Source organism: Shimia sp. W99, from assembly GCF_053851455.3.
The window spans coordinates 2,518,564-2,537,476 of sequence record NZ_JBSQBU020000001.1 but is presented as its reverse complement, the minus strand read 5'-3'; the positions used below and the strand labels follow the sequence as shown (position 1 = coordinate 2,537,476).

The window sequence follows — 18,913 nt, the reverse complement described above, 5'->3', positions numbered from 1 at the left end:
AGAGCGGGGCGAGGGCGTGTCTGACGCGATTTCCATAAACTGCGAAAACGGGGCAGGAGACTCGCCGCGCGTGCTGTTTTACAGCCATGATACCTATGGCTTGGGGCATCTGCGCCGGTCGCGTGCGCTGGCCAGCGCGATCACTCAGGCGGACGAACGAATTTCTGCGCTGATCCTGACCGGTTCGCCGGTGGCCGGACGGTTTACCTTTCCCGAGCGCGTTGATCATATCCGCTTGCCCGGTGTGACCAAAACGCCGGACGGGGACTACAAGTCGGAACGGCTCGGGTTGCATATCGACGAAACCACGGCGTTGCGGGCCGGGTTGATTAAGTCGACGGTCGAGCATTTCGATCCCGACATCCTGATCGTCGACAAGGAGCCGACCGGGTTCCGGGGCGAGTTGTTGCCCGCGCTGGACTGGCTTAGGGACAAGCGCAAGGCCCAGATCGTTCTTGGTTTGCGGGATGTGCTGGACGACCCTGAGGTGCTGGCCGCCGAATGGGACCGCAAGGAGGCGCTCGCCGCGGCGGAAAAATATTACGACGAGACGTGGGTCTATGGCCTGCGCTCGATTTGCGACCCGACCGAGGGGTTGAGCCTGTCGACCTCGTTCCGGTCGCGCATGAAATTCACCGGCTATCTGCGCCGGGACGAACTGACCGAAGGTGAAATCCCGCTGGAACCCTATGTGCTGATCACGCCCGGCGGCGGTGGTGATGGGGCCAGCATGGTGGACCTTGTCCTGTCGGCCTATGAACGCGCACCGGATCTCGGGCCAAACGCGCTTTTGGTCTATGGGCCCTTCCTGTCGGGTGTTCAGCGGGCCGAGTTCGAAATGCGTGTCGCCGCGCTGAACGGGCGGGTGCGAGCGGTGGGCTTTGAGAGTCGGATGGAGAACCTGTTTTCCGGGGCGCAGGGCATTGTCTGCATGGGCGGATACAACACGTTCTGCGAGGTTCTGTCCTTTGACAAACCCGCCGTGATCGTGCCACGGACGAAGCCGCGTCTCGAACAATATATCCGCGCCAGCCGGGCCGAGGGATTGGGGCTTGTCCGGGTGCTGGATGAATACCGCGACGGGCTGACGGCGGATGCGATGATCGCCGCAATTCGTGCCTTGCCGTCCCAGCCCAAGCCCAGCTCTGCATTTGTCCCCGGGCTTTTGGACGGGCTGGATTTCGTGTCTGGCCGGGTCCTGCAGATGCTCGGCCTGCAGAAGTCCCAAGGGGTCGCATGACGTCTGCAAAACGCAAGCTGGCGGTGGTCGTCAAGGGCTGGCCGCGGCTGTCCGAAACCTTCATCGCGCAGGAACTGGTCGCTCTGGAAGAGGCCGGTTACGCGCTCGATCTGTGGTCCCTGCGCTTTCCCACCGACAAGAAGCGCCACCCCTTGCATGACCGCCTTCAGGCCGAGGTGCGGTATCTACCGGAATACCTGCATCAAGAGCCGTTTCGGGTGCTGCGCGGCGTTGCAAAATGCGTGTTCCGCGACGGTTTTACCAGGGCATTTGGGGCTTGGTGGCGCGACTTGCGGCGGGATCGGACCCGGAACCGCGTGCGCCGTTTTGGACAGGCTTGCGTGATGGCAGCGGAAATGCCGTCAGAGACAGCGGCCATCTATGCCCATTTCATGCATACACCGGCTTCGGTCGCCCGCTATGCGGCGATCCTGCGAGGCGTGCCCTGGGCCGTGTCCGCCCATGCCAAGGATATTTGGACCTCGCCCGAGTGGGAAAAGCGCGAGAAGCTGCAGGACGACACGTTTGGCGCGACCTTCCTGGCCACCTGCACCGGGGTGGGGGCGTCGCATCTGCAAGAGTTGGCCGACCGCCCTGACCGGGTTGAACTGGTGTATCATGGGCTCGACATCGCCCGGTTTCCGCCGCCGCCCGAAAACCGCCCGGATGCCGACGCCACCCGGTTCCTGTCGGTTGGACGTCTGGTTGAGAAGAAGGGGTTTGACCGTCTTCTCGAAGCATTCGCACGCCTGCCGGATGATCTGGAATGGCACTGGGAGCATATAGGTGGCGGTGGGTTGAGCGATGCTCTCAAGACGCAGGCCGACCGGCTGGGGTTGGTGGGGCGGATCACTTGGCGCGGTGCGTGTGATCAGCCCGAGGTGATCGAGGCTATGCGCCGGTCCGACATTTTCGTGCTGCCCAGCCGGATCGCCGACGATGGCGACCGTGATGGTTTGCCCAATGTGCTCATGGAAGCGGCCTCGCAAAAACTGTGCCTTCTGTCCACGCCGGTTTCGGCCATTCCCGAATTCATCACCGACGGCGAACATGGCGTTCTTTCAAGCGATGCACCTTCGGACCTTGCCGCTGCGCTGGAACACCTGGCTCGCGACCCGGCACGCCGCGCGGAACTGGCAGAGGCAGCCTATGGTCGTCTGAACGCCCATTTCCTGATGGCACCGGGGATTGCGCAGTTGGACCGGCGGTTGCAAAGCCTGTTGACGGCGGCCCGCTGATGGCGCGGATCGCCTTTTTCGCCCCTCTGAAATCGCCCGATCATCCGGTGCCCTCGGGCGAGCGTGAAATGGCGCGCAACCTGCTCAAGGCACTTGCCCGCGATGGTCACCAAGTTGAACGGGTCTCCGAGTTTCGCAGTCTGGACAAGCAGGGGGATCCGGTCCGGCAGGCGGTGCTGATCACGCAGGCCGAAGCCGAGGTGCGCCGACTTGTGGCGAAAGCTCCTTGGCAGGCCTGGGTGACATATCACAGCTATTACAAGGCGCCCGACCTGCTTGGCCCGGCTGTCTGTGACGCGCTTGGCATTCCCTACCTCACCATCGAAGCAACCCGCGCTGCCAAGCGATTGTCAGGGCCCTGGGCGGTGTTCGAAGAAAGAGCCGCCGCGGCCTGTGACCGCGCAGACGTGCTGTTTCACTTCACCGCTCGCGACGCCGACGGGTTGCGCCCTTTCCTGCGGCCCGATCAACGCCTTGTGCATTTGGCCCCGTTTCTCGGGCAAGTGGACTTGCCGCACATCGCGGCGCCATGCGATCCCCCTATCATCCTGCTTGCCGGAATGATGCGGCCCGGAGACAAGCTTGCCTCCTATGAGATCGCCGCAAGGACCCTGGCGCAATTGCCTGACGGACCATGGCAGGCAGAGATTGCCGGGGATGGCCCGATGAGGGACGAGGTTGCCGCGTTGTTCGCGCCGTTCGGGCAGAAGGTTGTATTCCTTGGGCAGTTGGACAGCGATGGTATGGCTGCAGCCTATCGCCGGGCGCGGGCCTTTTTCTGGCCGGGGGTGAACGAGGCCTTTGGCATGGTGTATCTCGAAGCCCAGGCTGCCGGGGTGCCGGTGGTTGCCGAAGATCGCGAAGGGGTTCGCGATGTTGTCGCCCCCGGTGGCCTTGTGCCCGCGCAGACGGAAGAAGCCCTTGCCGCCGAGTTGCATCACCTGTTGAATGACACCACCTATCACGCACGCCGTGCACAAGAGGCGCGCACAAGGATCGCGGCGCGCCACCTGATCGGCGCAGCGCGTGACACGCTTTGGGGCACACTTGCCCCGATGATACCGGAGGCCGAATGATCCGCTTTGCCATGATGCGCCACGGACATACCGACTGGAACCGCGCGGGCCGGATTCAGGGCCGCACAGATATACCGCTGGACGACATGGCGCGCGCAGATTTGGCCGGATACGCACTGCCGGATGGCTGGCGCGACGCTGACGTTTATGCCAGCCCCCTGACCCGTGCTTGTGACACGGCCCGGATCGTGGCCGGGCACACACCAACGCTGGTACCTGAACTGATCGAGATGGATTGGGGTAAATGGGAAGGGCTCAGGGGCGTCGATCTCAAGGCGGACCCGACCTCTGGTTTTCGCGATATCGAACATTGGGGCTGGGATTATCGCCCTCCCGAAGGGGAAAGCCCCCGCGATGTCTGGGCGCGGTTGGAACCGTGGTTGATGTCGCTTGAACGCGACAGTATCGCGGTGTGCCATATCGGCACGATGCGTATCGTTCTTGCACGGGCCCATGGGTGGGATTTTGACGGCCCCGCGCCCTATCGCATCAAACGGAATCGCCTGTTCGTGGTCGAGATTTCGGACGCGGGTGTGCGTGTGGCGGACCCGGATATCGTGCGATTGGAGACGCGCCAGCCATGAAAGTTCTGATCGCGGTCACGCACCTGCTTGGGGCAGGCCACCTGTCGCGCGCGGTGACACTGGCGCGGGCATTTTCCGATGCGGGCCATGAGGTGACGGTGCTCTCGGGGGGGCGCGCGGCACCGCATCTTGACATGGATGGCCTGAACCTCGTCCAGTTACCGCCGCTCACCTCGGACGGCACCAATTTCACCCGTCTTCTGGATGAAGATGGGCAGGTGGCGGATGAAACCTATCTTGCGAAGCGGACGGCGGGCAAGGTGGAAACGCTGCGCGCCCTGTCCCCTGATGTGCTCATCATCGAGCTTTTTCCCTTTGGCCGCCGTTCACTGTCGGGCGAGTTTCTCGCGCTGTTGCAGGCGGCGGGCCAAATGCGCCCCGAACCGCTGGTGCTGGCCTCGATCCGGGACATTCTTGCGCCGCCTTCCAAGCCTTCCAAGGCTGACCGCGCACGGGATATCCTTCTGGAACACTATGACGGGGTGCTTGTGCATTCCGACCCGAAAATCACCCGGCTGGAAGACAGTTGGCCGGTGGCCGAAGTGATCCAACCTTTGTTGCATTACACCGGGTATGTCGCGCCGCCGCCCGCCGCGCCGCATCCAACCGGAGTGGGACAGGGTGAGATCATCGTCAGCGCGGGTGGAGGGGCTGTGGGGCAGGCTTTGTTTGAATGTGCAGTCGAGGCGGCGCGGCAATCTCCGTTGTCTTGGCGCCTGCTGGTGGGCGGCGCAGAGCGCAACGACCGGATCGCAGAACTTGCGGCGCGAGCGGGAGATCTTGAGATCACCATCGAACCCGTGCGCCCGGATTTTCGCGAGATGCTGACCGGGGCGGCGGCTTCGGTGAGCATGTGTGGATACAATACGGCGCTGGACCTGTTGCAGACCGGGCTTCCCGCTGTTCTGGTGCCATTTGATGACGGCGGTGAAGTCGAACAGAGCCTGCGCGCCCGCGCGCTCGCCGCGCTTCCGGCGGTGGATGTGATTTCGACCGCCGAGTTGACGCCCGAAGCCATGGCGGCAGCAGTCGACACCGTGATGTCAGAGGGACGGCGCAGCGGCGATGGCCTTGCCATGCGGGGCGCTCAGGACACCGTAGAGATTGTGGAAGACCTTCTCGGGAAGATGCGCAAATGAGGGTCGATTTTGCCAGTTTTCGTGCCGAGTTGACCTTGTGGCGCGCGCAGGGGAAATCCTTTCCGCTCTGGTGGCGGGACGACGACGCGGTGGCGCCGACCGCCGCACTGGACCGTCTTGCCGTGCTTAGCCACGAGACCGGCGTCCCCGTGCATCTGGCGATCATCCCGCGCGAGGCGACACCGGAATTGGCGCCGGCTCTTGACGACAGCTTTGTGCCGGTCGTGCATGGCTGGGCCCATGCCAACAACGCGCCGGAAGGGCAGAAGAAAGCCGAGTTCGGACCGGGCCGTCCACAGGCCGAGGTCGAGTCCGATTTGAAGGCAGGTCTGGCACGGATGGAAGACCTGTTCGGCGCGCGATTGGCGCGGATGTTCGTGCCGCCTTGGAACCGGTTGGACAATGGTGCACTGCCTTTGTTGCAATCGCTGGGATACGAGTCGGTTTCGACCTATTTGCCGCGCAAGTCGGCCGATGCCGCGCCGGGGCTGGAACAGATCAACACCCATATCGACCCGATCTTCTGGCGCGGCACACGTGGGCTTGTACCGCCAGAAGCTATTTTGGAACAGACGGTTGCCCTGTTGCGTGACAGGCGGGAGGGGCGGTCAGACAATGCCGAGCCCTTGGGGTATCTGACACATCACCTTGTACATGACGCGGATATCTGGGAGTTCTCGCGTCAATTCATCTTGGAACTTTGCGAGGGGCCCGTGACGCTCTTTCGGCAAGACGGAAAGGACAGGACATGAGCCGTTTGGATAGCATGATGCGGCGGCTGGCCGCCCAGCGGGACGGGCTGGAATGGGGGCACGCCTGTGTGGCCGGGGTCGAAGGTGACTATGTGGATATGGGGCTTGGCAATGGCCGCACATATGACCACCTGCGCGAGATCGCGCCCGATCGCCGGATCTGGGTCATCGACCGCGTATTGCAATGTCATCCTTCCTGCATTCCACCCGAACAGGATTTCCTGCAAGGCGAAGCCGAGGACATGCTCAGGAAACTGGCCGCGAGCGGCGCCAAGATCGTTTTGGCGCATTATGACTTTGGCTTTGGTGAGAAAGACAAGGACGTGGCCGAAGCCGCGCGTCTTTCGCCCATGATTGCCGACATCATGGCCCCCGGCGGTGTTCTGGTCTCAGGCCAGCCATTGGTCGGTTTTGAGCAGGTGCGTGGCCCGGAAACCGTCGCGCCGGACCGCTACTGTTTCTATAGAACCTGACCCAAAGGCGTTAACAAACGCTTTCCGCGCAGATCATTCCGCCGCTGGCAGCTTGAACGCGGCGGCCTCGGCCTTGGTGAGCATGGCCCCTTGTTTGCGCTCCTTGAGCACTTCGCGGGCATGGGCGTACATGTCGTCCTGCCAGAAAATCAGACAGCCGTTGCACCCCTTGCCACAGCAGCCTTCGGTGCCTTTGCGGTTGGTCTTGAAACGGCGCGTGTTGGTGTCGGCCTCGATCGCCTCGACCAGCGCGTCGCGGCGACGCTTATAGGCGGTTTCATTGGTGGAATCCTTCACCTCCATCGCCAGCGCCGTCTTGTCGAGTTGTAGCCTTTTCCACTGTTCCTCGGTCAGCGCGCGCTCCTTGCGCAGCACGGTCATCGGCGGGAAGTTCTGGCGCAGATCATCCATATCCTCTTGTTCAAAAAGAGAAAATGGCAGGCGGATCACGGTTTTGGTCGAGCCGTGGATGACCTCTTTCTTCTCACCCGTTTCGGCCACTTCATATTCGTAACCGCGCAGAAGGATCGTGTTGCGGGCCACCGGCGAAACGATTTCGATCACGTCGCCCGGCTCGAGCTTGTTCTTGACCTCGACAAGGAACGCGTCGTCCTTCACGTCGGTGACGAACCCGGCATATTCCCACTGGGCAATGGCCTGGGTCTGTTCGTACCCATGCGCGAGGTTGGTCAGGCGGCCTTTGTGGAAGGCGAGCGTGTAACCACGGTTGCCCACGGTTTCCAACTCTTCCATGTAGTCGGCTGCGTTCCAGTTTTCGGGGTCTGCATAATAGTCGTCAATGGCCATGCGGTAGGCGCGGGCGACGATGGCGGCATAGTATTCTGACTTGCCACGGCCCTCGACCTTGAGACTATCGACGCCGATGCGCAGATAGTCGTCGAGCTTGGGCATCAGGCACAAGTCTTTGGAATTAAGGATGTAACTGCCACGCTCGTCCTCCTGGATGGGTAGGAATTCGCCCGGGCGCACCCCTTCTTCCAGCAGGAATTCGAACATGTGCAGGTTGTCTTCGTCGACGATCAGCTCCTGCACGGTGCCATCCTTGAGGCGCATGTGGAACTTGTAGTTCCAGCGGCAGGAATTGGCGCAGTTGCCCTGGTTCGCGCCACGCTCGGCCATGAAGTTGGACAGGAGACAGCGGCCCGAGTAGGTCATGCACATGGCGCCGTGGATGAAGGCTTCGAGCTTGATATCAGGACATTTTCCGCGGATTTCTTCCAGTTCCGGAAACGACACTTCGCGCGCCAGAACCACCAGGTCGGCGCCTTGGGATTGCCAGAACTGCGTGGTCAGCCACGAGGCGATATTGGCCTGTGTCGACACATGCAGCGGGATTTCGGGCGCGCGTTCGCGCACGAACTGGAACACGCCGGGGTCGGAAATGATCAGCCCGTCAGGCTTCACCTTGCGTACCGTGTCGATATATTCGTCGAGCTTGGGTATATCTTTGTTATGACTAAACAAATTGAGCGTGAGATAGGCGCGGCGGCCATGCGCGTGGCAGAACTCGACGCCCTCGATCACCTCTTCCAGAGAGAATTCCGACTTGGTCCTGAGCGACAGGTCAGGCGTGCCAAGATAGACGGCATCGGCACCGTAAAGCACCGCCATCTTGAGTTTTCGCAGGTTGCCCGCAGGCATCAGGAGTTCGGATTTTTTCTGGGTCATGAGTCGCGCATCCATGATAAGAGGGCCGTCTTACACGGGATCTGCCATTGGCGCAAATCGCAGTTTTGGAGGCGTCGGTATTACGTCGGTATCATGTCGGTATTACATCGGTGTTGATATCAAGCCTGTGCAGATGGAATGAGTTTTGCTGTTTCGAGTTGGAAGTAAAGAAATCGGCTTGGCCTACCGGCGAAAGGTCAGGAACCCCGGTGTCATGTTCGGGTGGGATTGTACCGCACGTGCGTTCGGACGTAGACCCGGCGGGCCAGATCCGGCGGGTCGAATCTCAGCCGGGGCACTGGTGATCCGTGGGCGTAGAACGCTGATGCCCATTGCCAAATGTGAAGCAGAGGTGATCCGGACATGAGCATTGCCGACAAACACGCCATCGTCCTTGGCGGTGGCTCGGAAGCAGGGGCTGCAATCGCGGAAGCACTTGCCCACGCCGGGGCGCGGGTGACCGTCTTGGGCCGAAGCGAAGCGCCTTTGCGGGAGGTTGCGAAGCAGCACAAGGCCATTGGCTGGGTGACATGCGACGTGACCGACCGGGACGCCGTCGGGGATGCGTTTCGCCAGGCGCGGGGGCTAAACGGTACCGTTGAGATCGTGGTTGCCGCTACCGGGGTCGGGGAGCGCGTGCCATTTGAGGAGATGACGAACGAGCAACTGGATGCTTCGCTAGCGGTCAATCTCAAGAGCGTGTTTCATTGCTGGCAGGCCGGGTTGGCTGACATGCGCCGGCATGACTGGGGGCGGCTGATCGCGGTGGCCTCGATGGCCGGGTTGAAGGGCTCCCCCTGTGTCAGCGGCGATTGCGCCGCCAGATTTGGGGTGGTGGGGCTGACGCAGGCATTGGCGATTGAGTTGGATACGAGCGGGATCACGGTCAACGCGATTTGTCCCGGCTATTCGGAAACCCGGATCCTGGACCAATCGCCATCTGATATCGTGGAAAAATCCGGGGTGGATTTGGACAAGGCAAGGGCCGCCTTGCTGCAGATCAACCCGCAGCGCCAATTCAATCGGACAGACGAAATTGCCGGTGCGGCGCTCTGGCTGTGTTCAGAAGAAGCGGGCGCGGTCAACGGGCAAGTGCTCAGCCCGTCGGTGGGTGAAAAATGAGGAGCCCCGGCCGGAAGCTAGCGGTAGTGGCAGCCCTGCGGCGCATTGTGCGACACCCGCAATCCTATGGTGTGCCGGGTTCTCAGCCATGGGAAAGGGGGATCACCCGCCATGGCGTAACGCTTGCAAAACCATGTCAAAGCGGTCATCGAATCCCATAGTTATCCCCGGTCCGTAGCCGCCATCGCGGTTCCGACCTTGTCCGAGACCGGGACATTCCAACCTTTTCGATTGCGGGAAGACACATGACCAAGCCCCCCTTTGACCCAAGCCGGGACGGCGCGAAGATGTCCTTTGTGGATGCGATGTCCTATGGCGACTACCTCCATCTGGACGCGTTGCTAGACCAGCAGTTCCCACTTTCCGGTGCCCACGACGAATTGTTGTTCATCATCCAGCACCAGACCAGCGAGTTGTGGATGAAACTGGCCATTCACGAACTGGGTGCGGCGCGGCAAGCGCTGGTCGACGGCGACATGGCGCATATGTTCAAGATGCTGGCCCGAGTGAGCCGGATTTTTGAACAGCTCAACAGCGCGTGGGATGTGCTGCGCACCATGACGCCCGCCGATTATACGCGGTTTCGCGAGGCGCTGGGGCCGTCGAGTGGGTTCCAGTCGTGGCAATACCGGATGATCGAATATGTGCTGGGCAACCGGAACCCGAACCTTCTGAAGCCGCATGAGCATGTGCCGGACGTGCACCGCATTCTGTCCGCAGAGCTGGCGCGTCCGAGTTTCTATGACGAGGTGATTGCCCTCTTGTACCGCGAACTGGACGGACCGGATGCCACCCCGCCCGCGCCCCGGCTCAATGCGCCCCATGAGGCGATCCCCGAAGTGCAGGCGCGGTGGAAGCGGGTTTACGAAGATGTCGACGCCCATTGGACCCTTTACGAACTGGGCGAGAAGCTTGTGGATCTTGAGGATTATTTCCGACGCTGGCGGTTCAACCATGTGACCACGGTGGAACGGGTGATCGGGTTCAAGCGCGGGACAGGGGGAACTTCGGGTGTGCAATATTTGCGTAAGATGTTAAGCGTCGAGCTGTTTCCCGAACTTTGGCATCTGCGAGGAGAATTGTGATCATGGGTGTGACACTGCCAAGAAAAGAGCTGTTCGATATCCCCGAAGGGGTCATCTATCTTGATGGCAACTCGCTGGGTGTTCTGCCCAAAGGGGCGGCCGAGCGTGCCGCGCGCGTGATCCGCGAGGAATGGGGGCAGGAGTTGATCCGGGCGTGGAACACAGCCGGGTGGATGGCCTTGCCGCAGGATGTGGGTGATACGCTGGCGGGGCTTCTGGGCGCGCCTGCCGGATCGGTAGCCACCGGGGATACCCTGTCGATCAAGGTTTATCAGGCTCTTGCCGCCGCGCTGAAGATGCGCCCGGACCGTCGGGTGATCCTGTCGGACAACGGCAATTTCCCGTCCGACCTTTATATGGCCGAGGGGCTGATCGGGACCATCGACAAGGGGTACGAGCTGCGCACACCCGCGCCTGAAGAAGTAATGGAGGCCATCACCGAAGAAGTGGCCGTGGTGATGCTCACGCAGGTCGACTATCGCTCGGGGCGGATGCATGACATGGCGGCGATCACGCAGCGCGCGCATGACATGGGCGCGGTGATGATCTGGGATCTGGCCCATTCGGCGGGCGCGGTGCCGGTGGACCTGACGGCCAGCAACGCGGAATTCGCGGTGGGCTGTACCTATAAATACCTCAACGGCGGGCCCGGCGCCCCGGCCTTTGTCTATGTGCGCCCTGATCTTGCGACCAGGGTACAGCCGGCGTTGTCGGGGTGGCTTGGTCATGATGCGCCCTTTGCCATGGAGCGCAATTACCGCCCGGCCATGTCGACCGAACGCATGCGCGTCGGTACTCCCGCGATCCTGCAATTGTCGGTGCTGCAAGAGGCGCTCAAGGTGTGGGAGGGCGTTGACATGGCCGATTTGCGCGCCGCGTCGATGCGCCTGTGTGATCTGTTCATCACGGAAGTTGAGGCGCGCTGTCCGCAGCTGGAACTGGCCTCGCCGCGCGATGCCGCGCTGCGCGGTTCGCAGGTGTCGTTCGGGTTCGAGCACGGCTATGCAGCGATGCAGGCAATCATTGATCGTGGCGTGATCGGCGATTTTCGCGCGCCCAACATCATGCGGTTTGGCTTCACACCCCTGTACATCGACGAGAGCGACGTGATCGTCGCAGCGAAAATCATTGAAGACGTGATCACGCAGGAGCTTTGGCGGGACCCAAAATACCAGACGGTTTCAAGGGTCACGTAACATCGGGCTGCCCGTTTCGGCGAGTTTGCCGGGTGGTCAAATTCGAGCGTGCGCGCCCGGCTGCTTTGCGCAGGCCGGGCGCTTTCTGTTCAGGGTTGCGTCAGAACTGCCAGCGTGCGCCGAACATCACGGACGATGCATCGCGATAGGTTACGCCGGTTTCGTTCAGGCTGTACTGGCGATAGCCGAGATAGGCCTGCACTCGGGCGCGGTCAAAGTTCTGAACCACGCCGATGCCCACCGAATCCGACTCGGACCCGGCAGAAGTCTTGTCCTGACCTGAATAATAGTCGATCGCGAGCGCGGTCTTGCCCGCCGCCAGCCAGTCCGCCTGATAGCCGATCTTGCCATAGACATAGTGCCCCGTCTCGCGACGGTCGCCAGCGGCGACGGTGACGTTCCAGCCCGAGTCATGCAGGGCGCTGAACGAACCGATCGTGTCGCGGCGTTTGGTGCCGTTGCCAAACTCGTTGTGCGAATACGCCAAGCCACCCGCGAGCTTGTAGGCGCCAATCTGGCGCGCATAGTGAATGCCCACATCCGTCACCTCCTGGTTGACGTTCTTTGCAAGCACTTCTTCGCCATAGCTCACCGACAGCTTGAAGCCCTTGTAGGCCGGGGTGTCATAGCGGATGCGGCCCTTGCGCCCGCCGTCAAAGCTGCCAAACGCCTGCGCGATGGTTTTCAGGGTCAGAGCGCCAGCGGTGGTGCGAAAGCGGAATGCACCGGCGGTGTCGGGGATCGAGTTGTAGAGCACGAGCGTGGTGCCCGACAGATCTTTGTTGGCCGCGCTGTCGCTCGACATGCTGCCCTGACCGAGGAAGAACGTGCCATACCGATCGGATTTCCAGATCGCCTCGACCTTACGGATATTTGTCCGGCGCCAGTTGGCGGCATCCGGCGTGAAGCCCTGGGTCATCGCCGCAGAGGGGCGCAGACCAAACGAGGTTTCAAGGTTGATGGCGAATTCGCCACTGTCCGTAGGCTGGCGGAACCAGATGCCCATGCGGCTGTTCGAGTTGGTGTTGTCGACAATGCCGTCCTTGGTCGAAACGCCGTCGTCAAAGGACAGGTAGGCCGGGTCGAACTGACCGTAGAACTGGAAACTGCCACCGCCCGAGGTCTCCCAGCGGAATTCTGCAAGGGCGGAGGTCGAGGTGGCGGCAAGCAGTGCGGCGGCAATGAACGGGGCTTTGATCGGCGCGGACATGGCGTAAAACTCTTTTGGCTGTGGGGTGGGTCATGGGCGTCTTCCAATCAAGACGCGCGGCCCGTGCGCCTTCTAAACCTCATCGCTGGCCCTAGGACCAGAGATACGAGGGTAATGCGCCAGGGATTGTCGCTTTGAGACAACAAATTCTGCTGCGCGTTGGCGGATTTTTGCGTAGGTCTGACTTACGAACGGCACAAGGAAACGCACATGACCCGGATCACCCCCGATCTTCTGTCCCAGATCCGCGCGCGATTTGCGCAGGTGGAGGCCTGTCCCGAACAGGGAGAGCGCGTCTTCTTCGAAAATGCCGGGGGTGCGCTGACGCTGAAATCGGTTGTGGAAACCTCGACCCGTTATGCCGCCATTCCCGACAACCAGGGGCGGGACAATCCGGGCAGTCATGCGCTGGTGCGCACGATCGCCAAAGCGCGCGAGGATATGGCCGCCTTCATGAATGCGCCGGGCGGACAGTTCTTTGTGGGCGAGAGTGGAACCGAACTTCTGTTCCGCCTGATCATGAATGCCTGTCTGGGCGCCGGGGAAGCGGGCGGCATCGTGCTTGGCACGACGCTGGAACACCCCGCAACCCGAAGTGCTGCGGCGCGCTGGGCGCGGGTGGCGGGGCTGGATCATGTTCTGGTGGCGCATGACGCTGCCACGGGGACCGTGGGGGCCGAGGCCTATGCCGCCGCCGTGACTGCGGACACACGCGTGGCGACCATCGTGCACACTTCGCCGGTGACGGGCATGGGTGTTGATGTGGCAAGTGTTGTGGCCGCGATCCGTGCCGTGGCGCCCGCGTGTTTTATCATCATCGACGGCATCCAGCACGCTGCGCATGGGCGCATCGACCTCACCGCCTATGGCGCGGATGGCTACGTGATCTCGCCCTACAAGGTTTTTTCCCGGCATGGCTATGGCGTGGCATGGATTTCCGACCGCCTGACAGCCTTGCCCCATGACAGCCTCATCGGCGGCCCGGAAGACAATTGGGAAATGGGCACGCGCGACACGGGCGCCTATGCCACCATGTCGGACGTGGTGGCGTATTTCGAATGGCTCGGGGGGCAGGTGAGCGACGCCCCGGACCGGCGCGCGAAATTCGTCGCGGCGGGGGATGCGATCCACGCACAGGAGGCGGCCCTCTGCCACGCGATGATCCATGGCACCGGCAACCTGCCCGGTCTGGCCGAGATGGAGAAGGTCACGATCATCGGTGGAATCGATAACCCGGCGCGCGAGGGGCTGGTGTCGCTCGTGGTCGATGGGGTGCCATCGGTCGAGGTGGTTGCGCGGCTGAACGCCGAAGGCATCCGCACCCATCTGCGCAAGGACGACCATTATTCCGGCAATATCCTGACGCCCCTGGGGTTGAACAGCTGCGTGCGGGTGTCGATGTGCCATTACAATTCAGTGCAGGAAGTGGCCAAGTTCCTTGAGGTGATGAAACGGATCGCGGGCTAGTCGGGCCTGCGCCGGGTTTCATATCCTCGACAAGGCCCTGTCACAGAGCTGTAGTATACTCTGCCTAGGGTTCGCGCCAAACTGGACCGAATTTCAAGGATGCCTATTATGAAGCCGACCCATCTGATTGCTGTTCTGGCAACGTCGACCTGCCTGACCTCTGCAGCTTTGGCGGATACGCTGACCCGTGTCGCCACCGTGCCTGTTGGCGGTGAAATCACCGGCATGTTCCTTCAGGACAAAGACCTCTTTTTCAACGTGCAGCACCCGGCGTCTGACCTGCCCACGGCCTTTGCCAAGGCCACCGTTGGCGTGATCGCCAACGCCGATTTTGCTACCGGTGAACTGGCCGTGCCGACAAGTGATGCCGACAAGGCCGTGGTCAAGAGCACGCTGGGCGATTACCAGATCCTCGTTCAGGAAGGCGATTTTGGCCGTATCGGGCACATTGTCGGCGCGGGGGGCGAGATCAAGATTTCCAACGACCCGGATTTCAACGCGTTTGTTCCGACAGGCGACAATGCCGGGTATCTCTTCACCAACTGGGAAGACCGCCCCGGCGGCATGTCCCGAGTCAAGATGAGCCGGGCCGTGGACGGGATGTGGCGCGTGGACGAAACCGACGCGAAGATGCTGGATTTCTCCGGTGTGCAGGGCACATGGGTGAACTGTTTCGGCACGCTCAGCCCGTGGGGCACGCCGCTCACCTCCGAAGAGCTCTATTTCGATGCAACTTCGGATTGGAACAACCCCGAATACAAGTATATCGACGGCGTCAAGGCGCTGGAGAGCTATGTCGGCGCCTATCCGAACCCCTATCGCTATGGTTATATCGTGGAGATCACCGACCCGGCCGGGGCGGCGACTCCGGTCAAGCTTTTTGCCCAGGGGCGTTTCAGCCATGAGAACGCGGTGGTCATGCCGGATCAGCGAACCGTGTATCTCTCGGACGATGGCACGGATGTGGTGTTCTACAAATTCGTGGCCGACACGGCGGGCGACATGAGCGCTGGCACGCTCTATGCGGCCAAGGCCAAGCAACTGGGTGCACCGGGCGCGGATTCGGCCAGCACGGGTTTCCAGATCAGCTGGATTGAACTGGCGCATGGTTCAAACGCGGAGATCGAAGGCTGGATCGCGCAGTATGACGGGATCACGCAGGACGATTACGTAGCCGGGGAAAACAGCTATATCTCCGATACCGAGGTTGCGGCCTGGGCCATGGGCGAAGCGGAAGACAATCGCGTGGCTTTCCTTGAATCCCGAAAGGCCGCCGTTGCCAAGGGCGCCACGGCCGAGTTCCGCAAGATGGAAGGTGTGAACATCAACCTTGACGCCGTCAAGGACGGCACGGTGCCTTACATGTACATGGCCATGTCCGCCGTGGAAAAAGGTATGTCGGATGATGCGGGCGACATTCAGGTGTCTCAGAACAAATGCGGCGTGGTTTACGAGATGAAGCTCGATCCCAACTATAACGTCGGCATGATGGTGCCCGCCGTCGCCGGTGGCCCCTATGACAAGAACAACGGCGCCAACGCCTGTGCGCTCGACAATATCTCGAACCCCGACAACATTGTGGTTCTGGATAATGGTGACGTGCTGATCGGGGAAGACACCGGCAAGCACGAGAACAACGCCATGTGGCTGTGGCGTCGCGGCTAAGCCGTGGCTCAGGGTAAACGACCTGTCGGGGTGGCTCAGGCGAGCCGCCCCGTCTGCACAATCAAGGACGCGCCGCGATGAAAGCTCTCACAGTCCCTCTTTGCCTTCTGTTGACCGGGCCTGCGTGGGCGGGGTCCGACCTTGACAGCATGGACAGCGCGGCCTTGATGCAGGCCCGGCCCGGCTCCGAGGAGCTGGCCGCTGTCGGGCGGCGCTACAACCCCGAAGCGCCGGTGCCGCCGATGTGCTACACGCGGATCGAGGGCAAGCATAACCCCTGCTATGTTTGTCATCAGAGCTATGACGACGTCACGCGACCCAACTACATGGGCGACGGGTCGCTTCAGCAGGAGTACGCCTTTTCCGACGCGGCGCTGGTCAATCACTGGACCAACCTTTTCGTGGACCGCTCTGAAGCGGTGGCGGCGATCCCGGATGACGAAATTCTCGCCTATATCAATCAGGACAATTACGATGCGCTGCCTGCGCGCCTGCAGGCGCAGGACTGGCAGGGCTGGATGCCGGATCTTGCGGATTATGGCGCGGGCGCGGCGGCTTTTGATGAACAAGGGCTGGCGCGGGACGGATCGTGGTGGGTGGCCTTTGTCTACAAACCTCAGCCATCGACCTTCTGGCCGTCAAACGGGTCGACCGATGACGTGCTGATCCGCCTGCCTGCGCCCTTCTATACCGATGAAAACGGCGCCGAGTCGCGGGCCGTCTACATGGCCAATCTCGCGCTTCTGGAAATGGCGTTTCAGGACTTTGAAGACACCACCCTGCCGATGGTGGACGAGGGGGCGATTGGCGCGGATATCAACGGCGATGGCGTGCTGGGCAAGACCGGCAAAATCCTGCGTCGCGATCACTTCCTCGGCGCGGCGTCGGATCAGCCGGTGCTGCGCATGCTCTATCCCGAAGGCACCGAGTTCCTGCATTCCGTGCGTTATGTCGGTGTGGGCGAGGATGGCGCAATTCATGTGCCACGGCGCATGAAGGAGCTGCGCTATATGGTGAAGTCGCGGCTCTATACCGCCCCGGCGCTGGCCTCGCTTTATGGCAATGAAAACCAGGAGAAGCTGGACGAGAACCTGCCCCGATATATCGACCTTGGGGATCGCGGCATGGATACCGGCTTTGGCTGGACCCTGCTGGGGTTCATCGAGGATGCCAATGGCGAGTTGCGGCCCCAAACCGACGAGGAACAGCTGTTTTGCCGGGGTTGTCATGCCTCGGTTGGGGCGACGCTGGACCAGACATGGGCCTTTCCGCGCAAGCTTCCCGGTGCCGAAGGCTGGGGCTATATCGACCTCAGATTGATGCAGGATGTGCCAAACCGGGGTCAGGCACGCGGCGAGATCGCGACCTATCTGGAACGCGCTGGTGGTGCTGATGAGTTCCGCTCGAACGACGAGATGCGGGCGCGGTGGTTTGATGCGAAAGGACAGGTCAATCACGCGGCCATGCAGGGGCGCAGCGTCTACGACCTGATCACGCCCAGCCCGGAGCGTGCGCTGGCAATGAACAAGGCCTATCGCGTGATTGTCCGGGAACAGAGTTTCCTGTTCGGGCGCGATGCCACGGTCAAGCCGCCGGTCAACGTCCATGCCGAGATCGACAGCGCAACCGCACCGACCCTTCCGCCGGAGTTCCGCTACAAGCATGACATCCGTTTGGATTGGCACCGCCGCGCCGAGTAAAGGAGCCAGTAAAGAAAAAGCCCAACCGGATCGCGCCGGTTGGGCTTTGTTCTTGTTTGTCTTGTGCGGTTCCTAGTCTTCGCCGCGGGCGAGGAAATAGGCGCTGAAATACCCCAGCAGGCACCAACCCACGGCAGCCACACCCAGCGAGATCGTGGCGAACTCTGCCGAAAGCTCGGGCGGGGCGATGCCGAAATAGGTGTCCAGATGCGGCGCGCCGAACAGGTGCGGCATCAGGATCAACAGCAGGGCAACAGCGTGGACAAGAACGCCCCTGCCAAAGGCAATCAGCGCAAGGCCAATCGCCGTGGCAAGGATCGTGCCGATCCACCAGACCTGCCGCGGGGCCACTTCGGCGGCGGGTGTTCCGGGCAGTTCCGGCGGCAGGCCCATTGCCGGGGCAAGTTGCACGGCGATAAAGCCACACAGCCCCCAGATCAGGCCGTTCTGCACGGTGATCTGCAGCCCGGTGCGTTCACGGGCAAAGCCCATCGCCGCCACAAGCAAAAGGCCGTAGCCGGTATAGGTCACGACATTGAACGCCACGGTCATCAAGTGACGTCCCCATTCATTGCCAAGGCCGGGCGCGCCCTTTTCGGACTGGGTCATGCCATCAACAAGAAAATGCACACGCGCACCGGATTCATAAAGTTCGCCCTCCAGCAAAAGCGGGATGACAAAAACGAACTGAAGCAGGGCTGCGATCAGCCCTGCAATCAGGCCAGCGAACACGGCGCTGGATAACAGATTTTTGGTCATTGTCTTACGACAGGCGCCTGCTTAGTGGCAGGGAAAGGCCATCGCGTGACGTTGATCGTGCGCGGCGTCATGCAGCACGGTGGCCTGCGCCATTCCCGAAACGGTCAGCAGGGCAACGCCAACGGTCATCGCGAGAATGAATGCGAGGCCGTGGGTTTTGGCTGCGGCGAAAGATGCAGTTTGGGTCGTCATGGTCCTAGTCTCCTTTCCCGTCACACCCGACGGGCGATTGGGGTTGCATTGCGCACGGCTGGTCTCCTGGCTTGCGGGTCAACGCGGTGCATTCCCTTCCCAGAGCCGGGGCTCCAGTGGTATTGAACGCGCGCTCGCCGCTTACAGTCGCGGGGGCGGCTGCGGCTTTGGGCTAGGCCCGTTTCCGCATTCCCATTTCATCCTTGGACACGCATTTGCGTCCGCAGAAACCGTACTTTTCCTGTTTGGACTGTTCGCCCCCCCTTGGTCAAGGCGGATTCCGACCTCTGAATGCGCTGAAACGGCCTGTGGCGCATTTGCACTTT

17 protein-coding genes and 1 riboswitch are annotated in these 18,913 nt (G+C 61.6%); of the genes, 13 read left to right on the top strand and 4 right to left on the bottom strand.

Features of this window, described 5'->3' with window-relative positions; genetic code table 11:
* Positions 1–16 precede the first annotated feature (16 nt).
* From ACS3QZ_RS12500 to ACS3QZ_RS12470, 7 genes are read left to right on the top strand one after another with little or no spacing between them, the layout of a single operon-like run.
* Positions 17–1,240 (top strand): glycosyltransferase family protein, encoded by a 1,224-nt coding sequence (locus tag ACS3QZ_RS12500; protein ID WP_456038122.1) that lies wholly within the window; start codon positions 17–19, stop codon positions 1,238–1,240.
* On the top strand, positions 1,237–2,478 hold the full coding sequence (locus ACS3QZ_RS12495) for a glycosyltransferase (RefSeq protein ID WP_456038121.1): 1,242 nt from the start codon (positions 1,237–1,239) through the stop codon (positions 2,476–2,478). The genes ACS3QZ_RS12500 and ACS3QZ_RS12495 overlap by 4 nt, the downstream gene beginning before the upstream one ends.
* A complete protein-coding gene (locus ACS3QZ_RS12490) occupies positions 2,478–3,554 on the top strand; it encodes a glycosyltransferase family 4 protein (protein WP_456038120.1) in 1,077 nt (358 codons plus the stop codon). Before ACS3QZ_RS12495 ends, ACS3QZ_RS12490 begins: the two co-directional genes overlap by 1 nt.
* Complete coding sequence (locus ACS3QZ_RS12485; protein ID WP_456038119.1) at positions 3,551–4,138, top strand: histidine phosphatase family protein; 588 nt, start codon at positions 3,551–3,553, stop codon at positions 4,136–4,138. The genes ACS3QZ_RS12490 and ACS3QZ_RS12485 overlap by 4 nt, the downstream gene beginning before the upstream one ends.
* Entirely contained in the window at positions 4,135–5,277 is a 1,143-nt protein-coding gene (locus tag ACS3QZ_RS12480) for a glycosyltransferase family protein (protein WP_456038118.1), read from the top strand. The genes ACS3QZ_RS12485 and ACS3QZ_RS12480 overlap by 4 nt, the downstream gene beginning before the upstream one ends.
* Positions 5,274–6,029 (top strand): polysaccharide deacetylase family protein, encoded by a 756-nt coding sequence (locus ACS3QZ_RS12475; protein ID WP_456038117.1) that lies wholly within the window; start codon positions 5,274–5,276, stop codon positions 6,027–6,029. Before ACS3QZ_RS12480 ends, ACS3QZ_RS12475 begins: the two co-directional genes overlap by 4 nt.
* Positions 6,026–6,502, top strand: coding sequence for a class I SAM-dependent methyltransferase (locus ACS3QZ_RS12470; protein ID WP_456038116.1), 477 nt, complete (start codon positions 6,026–6,028; stop codon positions 6,500–6,502). The genes ACS3QZ_RS12475 and ACS3QZ_RS12470 overlap by 4 nt, the downstream gene beginning before the upstream one ends.
* Positions 6,503–6,535: 33 nt before the next feature.
* Here the strand turns inward: ACS3QZ_RS12470 and ACS3QZ_RS12465 are convergent, their stop codons facing one another.
* Positions 6,536–8,191, bottom strand: a complete 1,656-nt coding sequence (locus tag ACS3QZ_RS12465; protein ID WP_456038115.1) for a U32 family peptidase C-terminal domain-containing protein — start codon at positions 8,189–8,191, stop codon at positions 6,536–6,538.
* Positions 8,192–8,554: 363 nt separating this feature from the next.
* On the opposite strand from ACS3QZ_RS12465, the gene ACS3QZ_RS12460 reads away from it, so the two are divergent.
* The 3 genes from ACS3QZ_RS12460 to kynU all read left to right on the top strand — a co-directional run bounded on the left by ACS3QZ_RS12460 (position 8,555) and on the right by kynU (position 11,594).
* A complete protein-coding gene (locus tag ACS3QZ_RS12460) occupies positions 8,555–9,313 on the top strand; it encodes an SDR family NAD(P)-dependent oxidoreductase (protein WP_456038114.1) in 759 nt (252 codons plus the stop codon).
* Positions 9,314–9,558: 245 nt separating this feature from the next.
* Positions 9,559–10,398 carry a tryptophan 2,3-dioxygenase gene (locus tag ACS3QZ_RS12455; protein ID WP_456038113.1) on the top strand — a complete coding sequence of 280 codons (840 nt, stop codon included), beginning with the start codon at positions 9,559–9,561 and terminating at the stop codon, positions 10,396–10,398.
* Between the two features lie 2 nt (positions 10,399–10,400).
* The gene (kynU, locus tag ACS3QZ_RS12450; RefSeq protein ID WP_456038112.1) at positions 10,401–11,594 is read left to right on the top strand and encodes a kynureninase; all 1,194 of its coding nucleotides are present in this window, start codon (positions 10,401–10,403) and stop codon (positions 11,592–11,594) included.
* Positions 11,595–11,694: 100 nt separating this feature from the next.
* On the opposite strand, the gene ACS3QZ_RS12445 is transcribed toward kynU, so the two are convergent.
* The gene (locus ACS3QZ_RS12445; protein ID WP_456038111.1) at positions 11,695–12,804 is read right to left on the bottom strand and encodes a porin; all 1,110 of its coding nucleotides are present in this window, start codon (positions 12,802–12,804) and stop codon (positions 11,695–11,697) included.
* Between the two features lie 210 nt (positions 12,805–13,014).
* Here ACS3QZ_RS12445 and ACS3QZ_RS12440 point away from each other — a divergent pair, with 210 nt between their 5' ends.
* The 3 genes from ACS3QZ_RS12440 to ACS3QZ_RS12430 all read left to right on the top strand — a co-directional run bounded on the left by ACS3QZ_RS12440 (position 13,015) and on the right by ACS3QZ_RS12430 (position 17,636).
* A complete protein-coding gene (locus ACS3QZ_RS12440) occupies positions 13,015–14,271 on the top strand; it encodes an aminotransferase class V-fold PLP-dependent enzyme (protein ID WP_456038110.1) in 1,257 nt (418 codons plus the stop codon).
* A 108-nt stretch (positions 14,272–14,379) separates the two neighbouring features.
* Complete coding sequence (locus ACS3QZ_RS12435; RefSeq protein ID WP_456038109.1) at positions 14,380–15,936, top strand: PhoX family protein; 1,557 nt, start codon at positions 14,380–14,382, stop codon at positions 15,934–15,936.
* 77 nt (positions 15,937–16,013) lie between these two features.
* The gene (locus ACS3QZ_RS12430; protein WP_456038108.1) at positions 16,014–17,636 is read left to right on the top strand and encodes an Aq_1262 family (lipo)protein; all 1,623 of its coding nucleotides are present in this window, start codon (positions 16,014–16,016) and stop codon (positions 17,634–17,636) included.
* Positions 17,637–17,708: 72 nt separating this feature from the next.
* Here ACS3QZ_RS12430 and ACS3QZ_RS12425 read toward each other — a convergent pair whose 3' ends face one another.
* Positions 17,709–18,395, bottom strand: a complete 687-nt coding sequence (locus ACS3QZ_RS12425) for a CbtA family protein (protein WP_456038107.1) — start codon at positions 18,393–18,395, stop codon at positions 17,709–17,711.
* 21 nt (positions 18,396–18,416) lie between these two features.
* Positions 18,417–18,587, bottom strand: coding sequence for a CbtB domain-containing protein (locus ACS3QZ_RS12420; protein WP_093091554.1), 171 nt, complete (start codon positions 18,585–18,587; stop codon positions 18,417–18,419).
* Positions 18,588–18,626: 39 nt separating this feature from the next.
* A riboswitch (cobalamin riboswitch) is annotated at positions 18,627–18,837 on the bottom strand.
* Between the last annotated feature and the right edge of the window lie 76 nt (positions 18,838–18,913).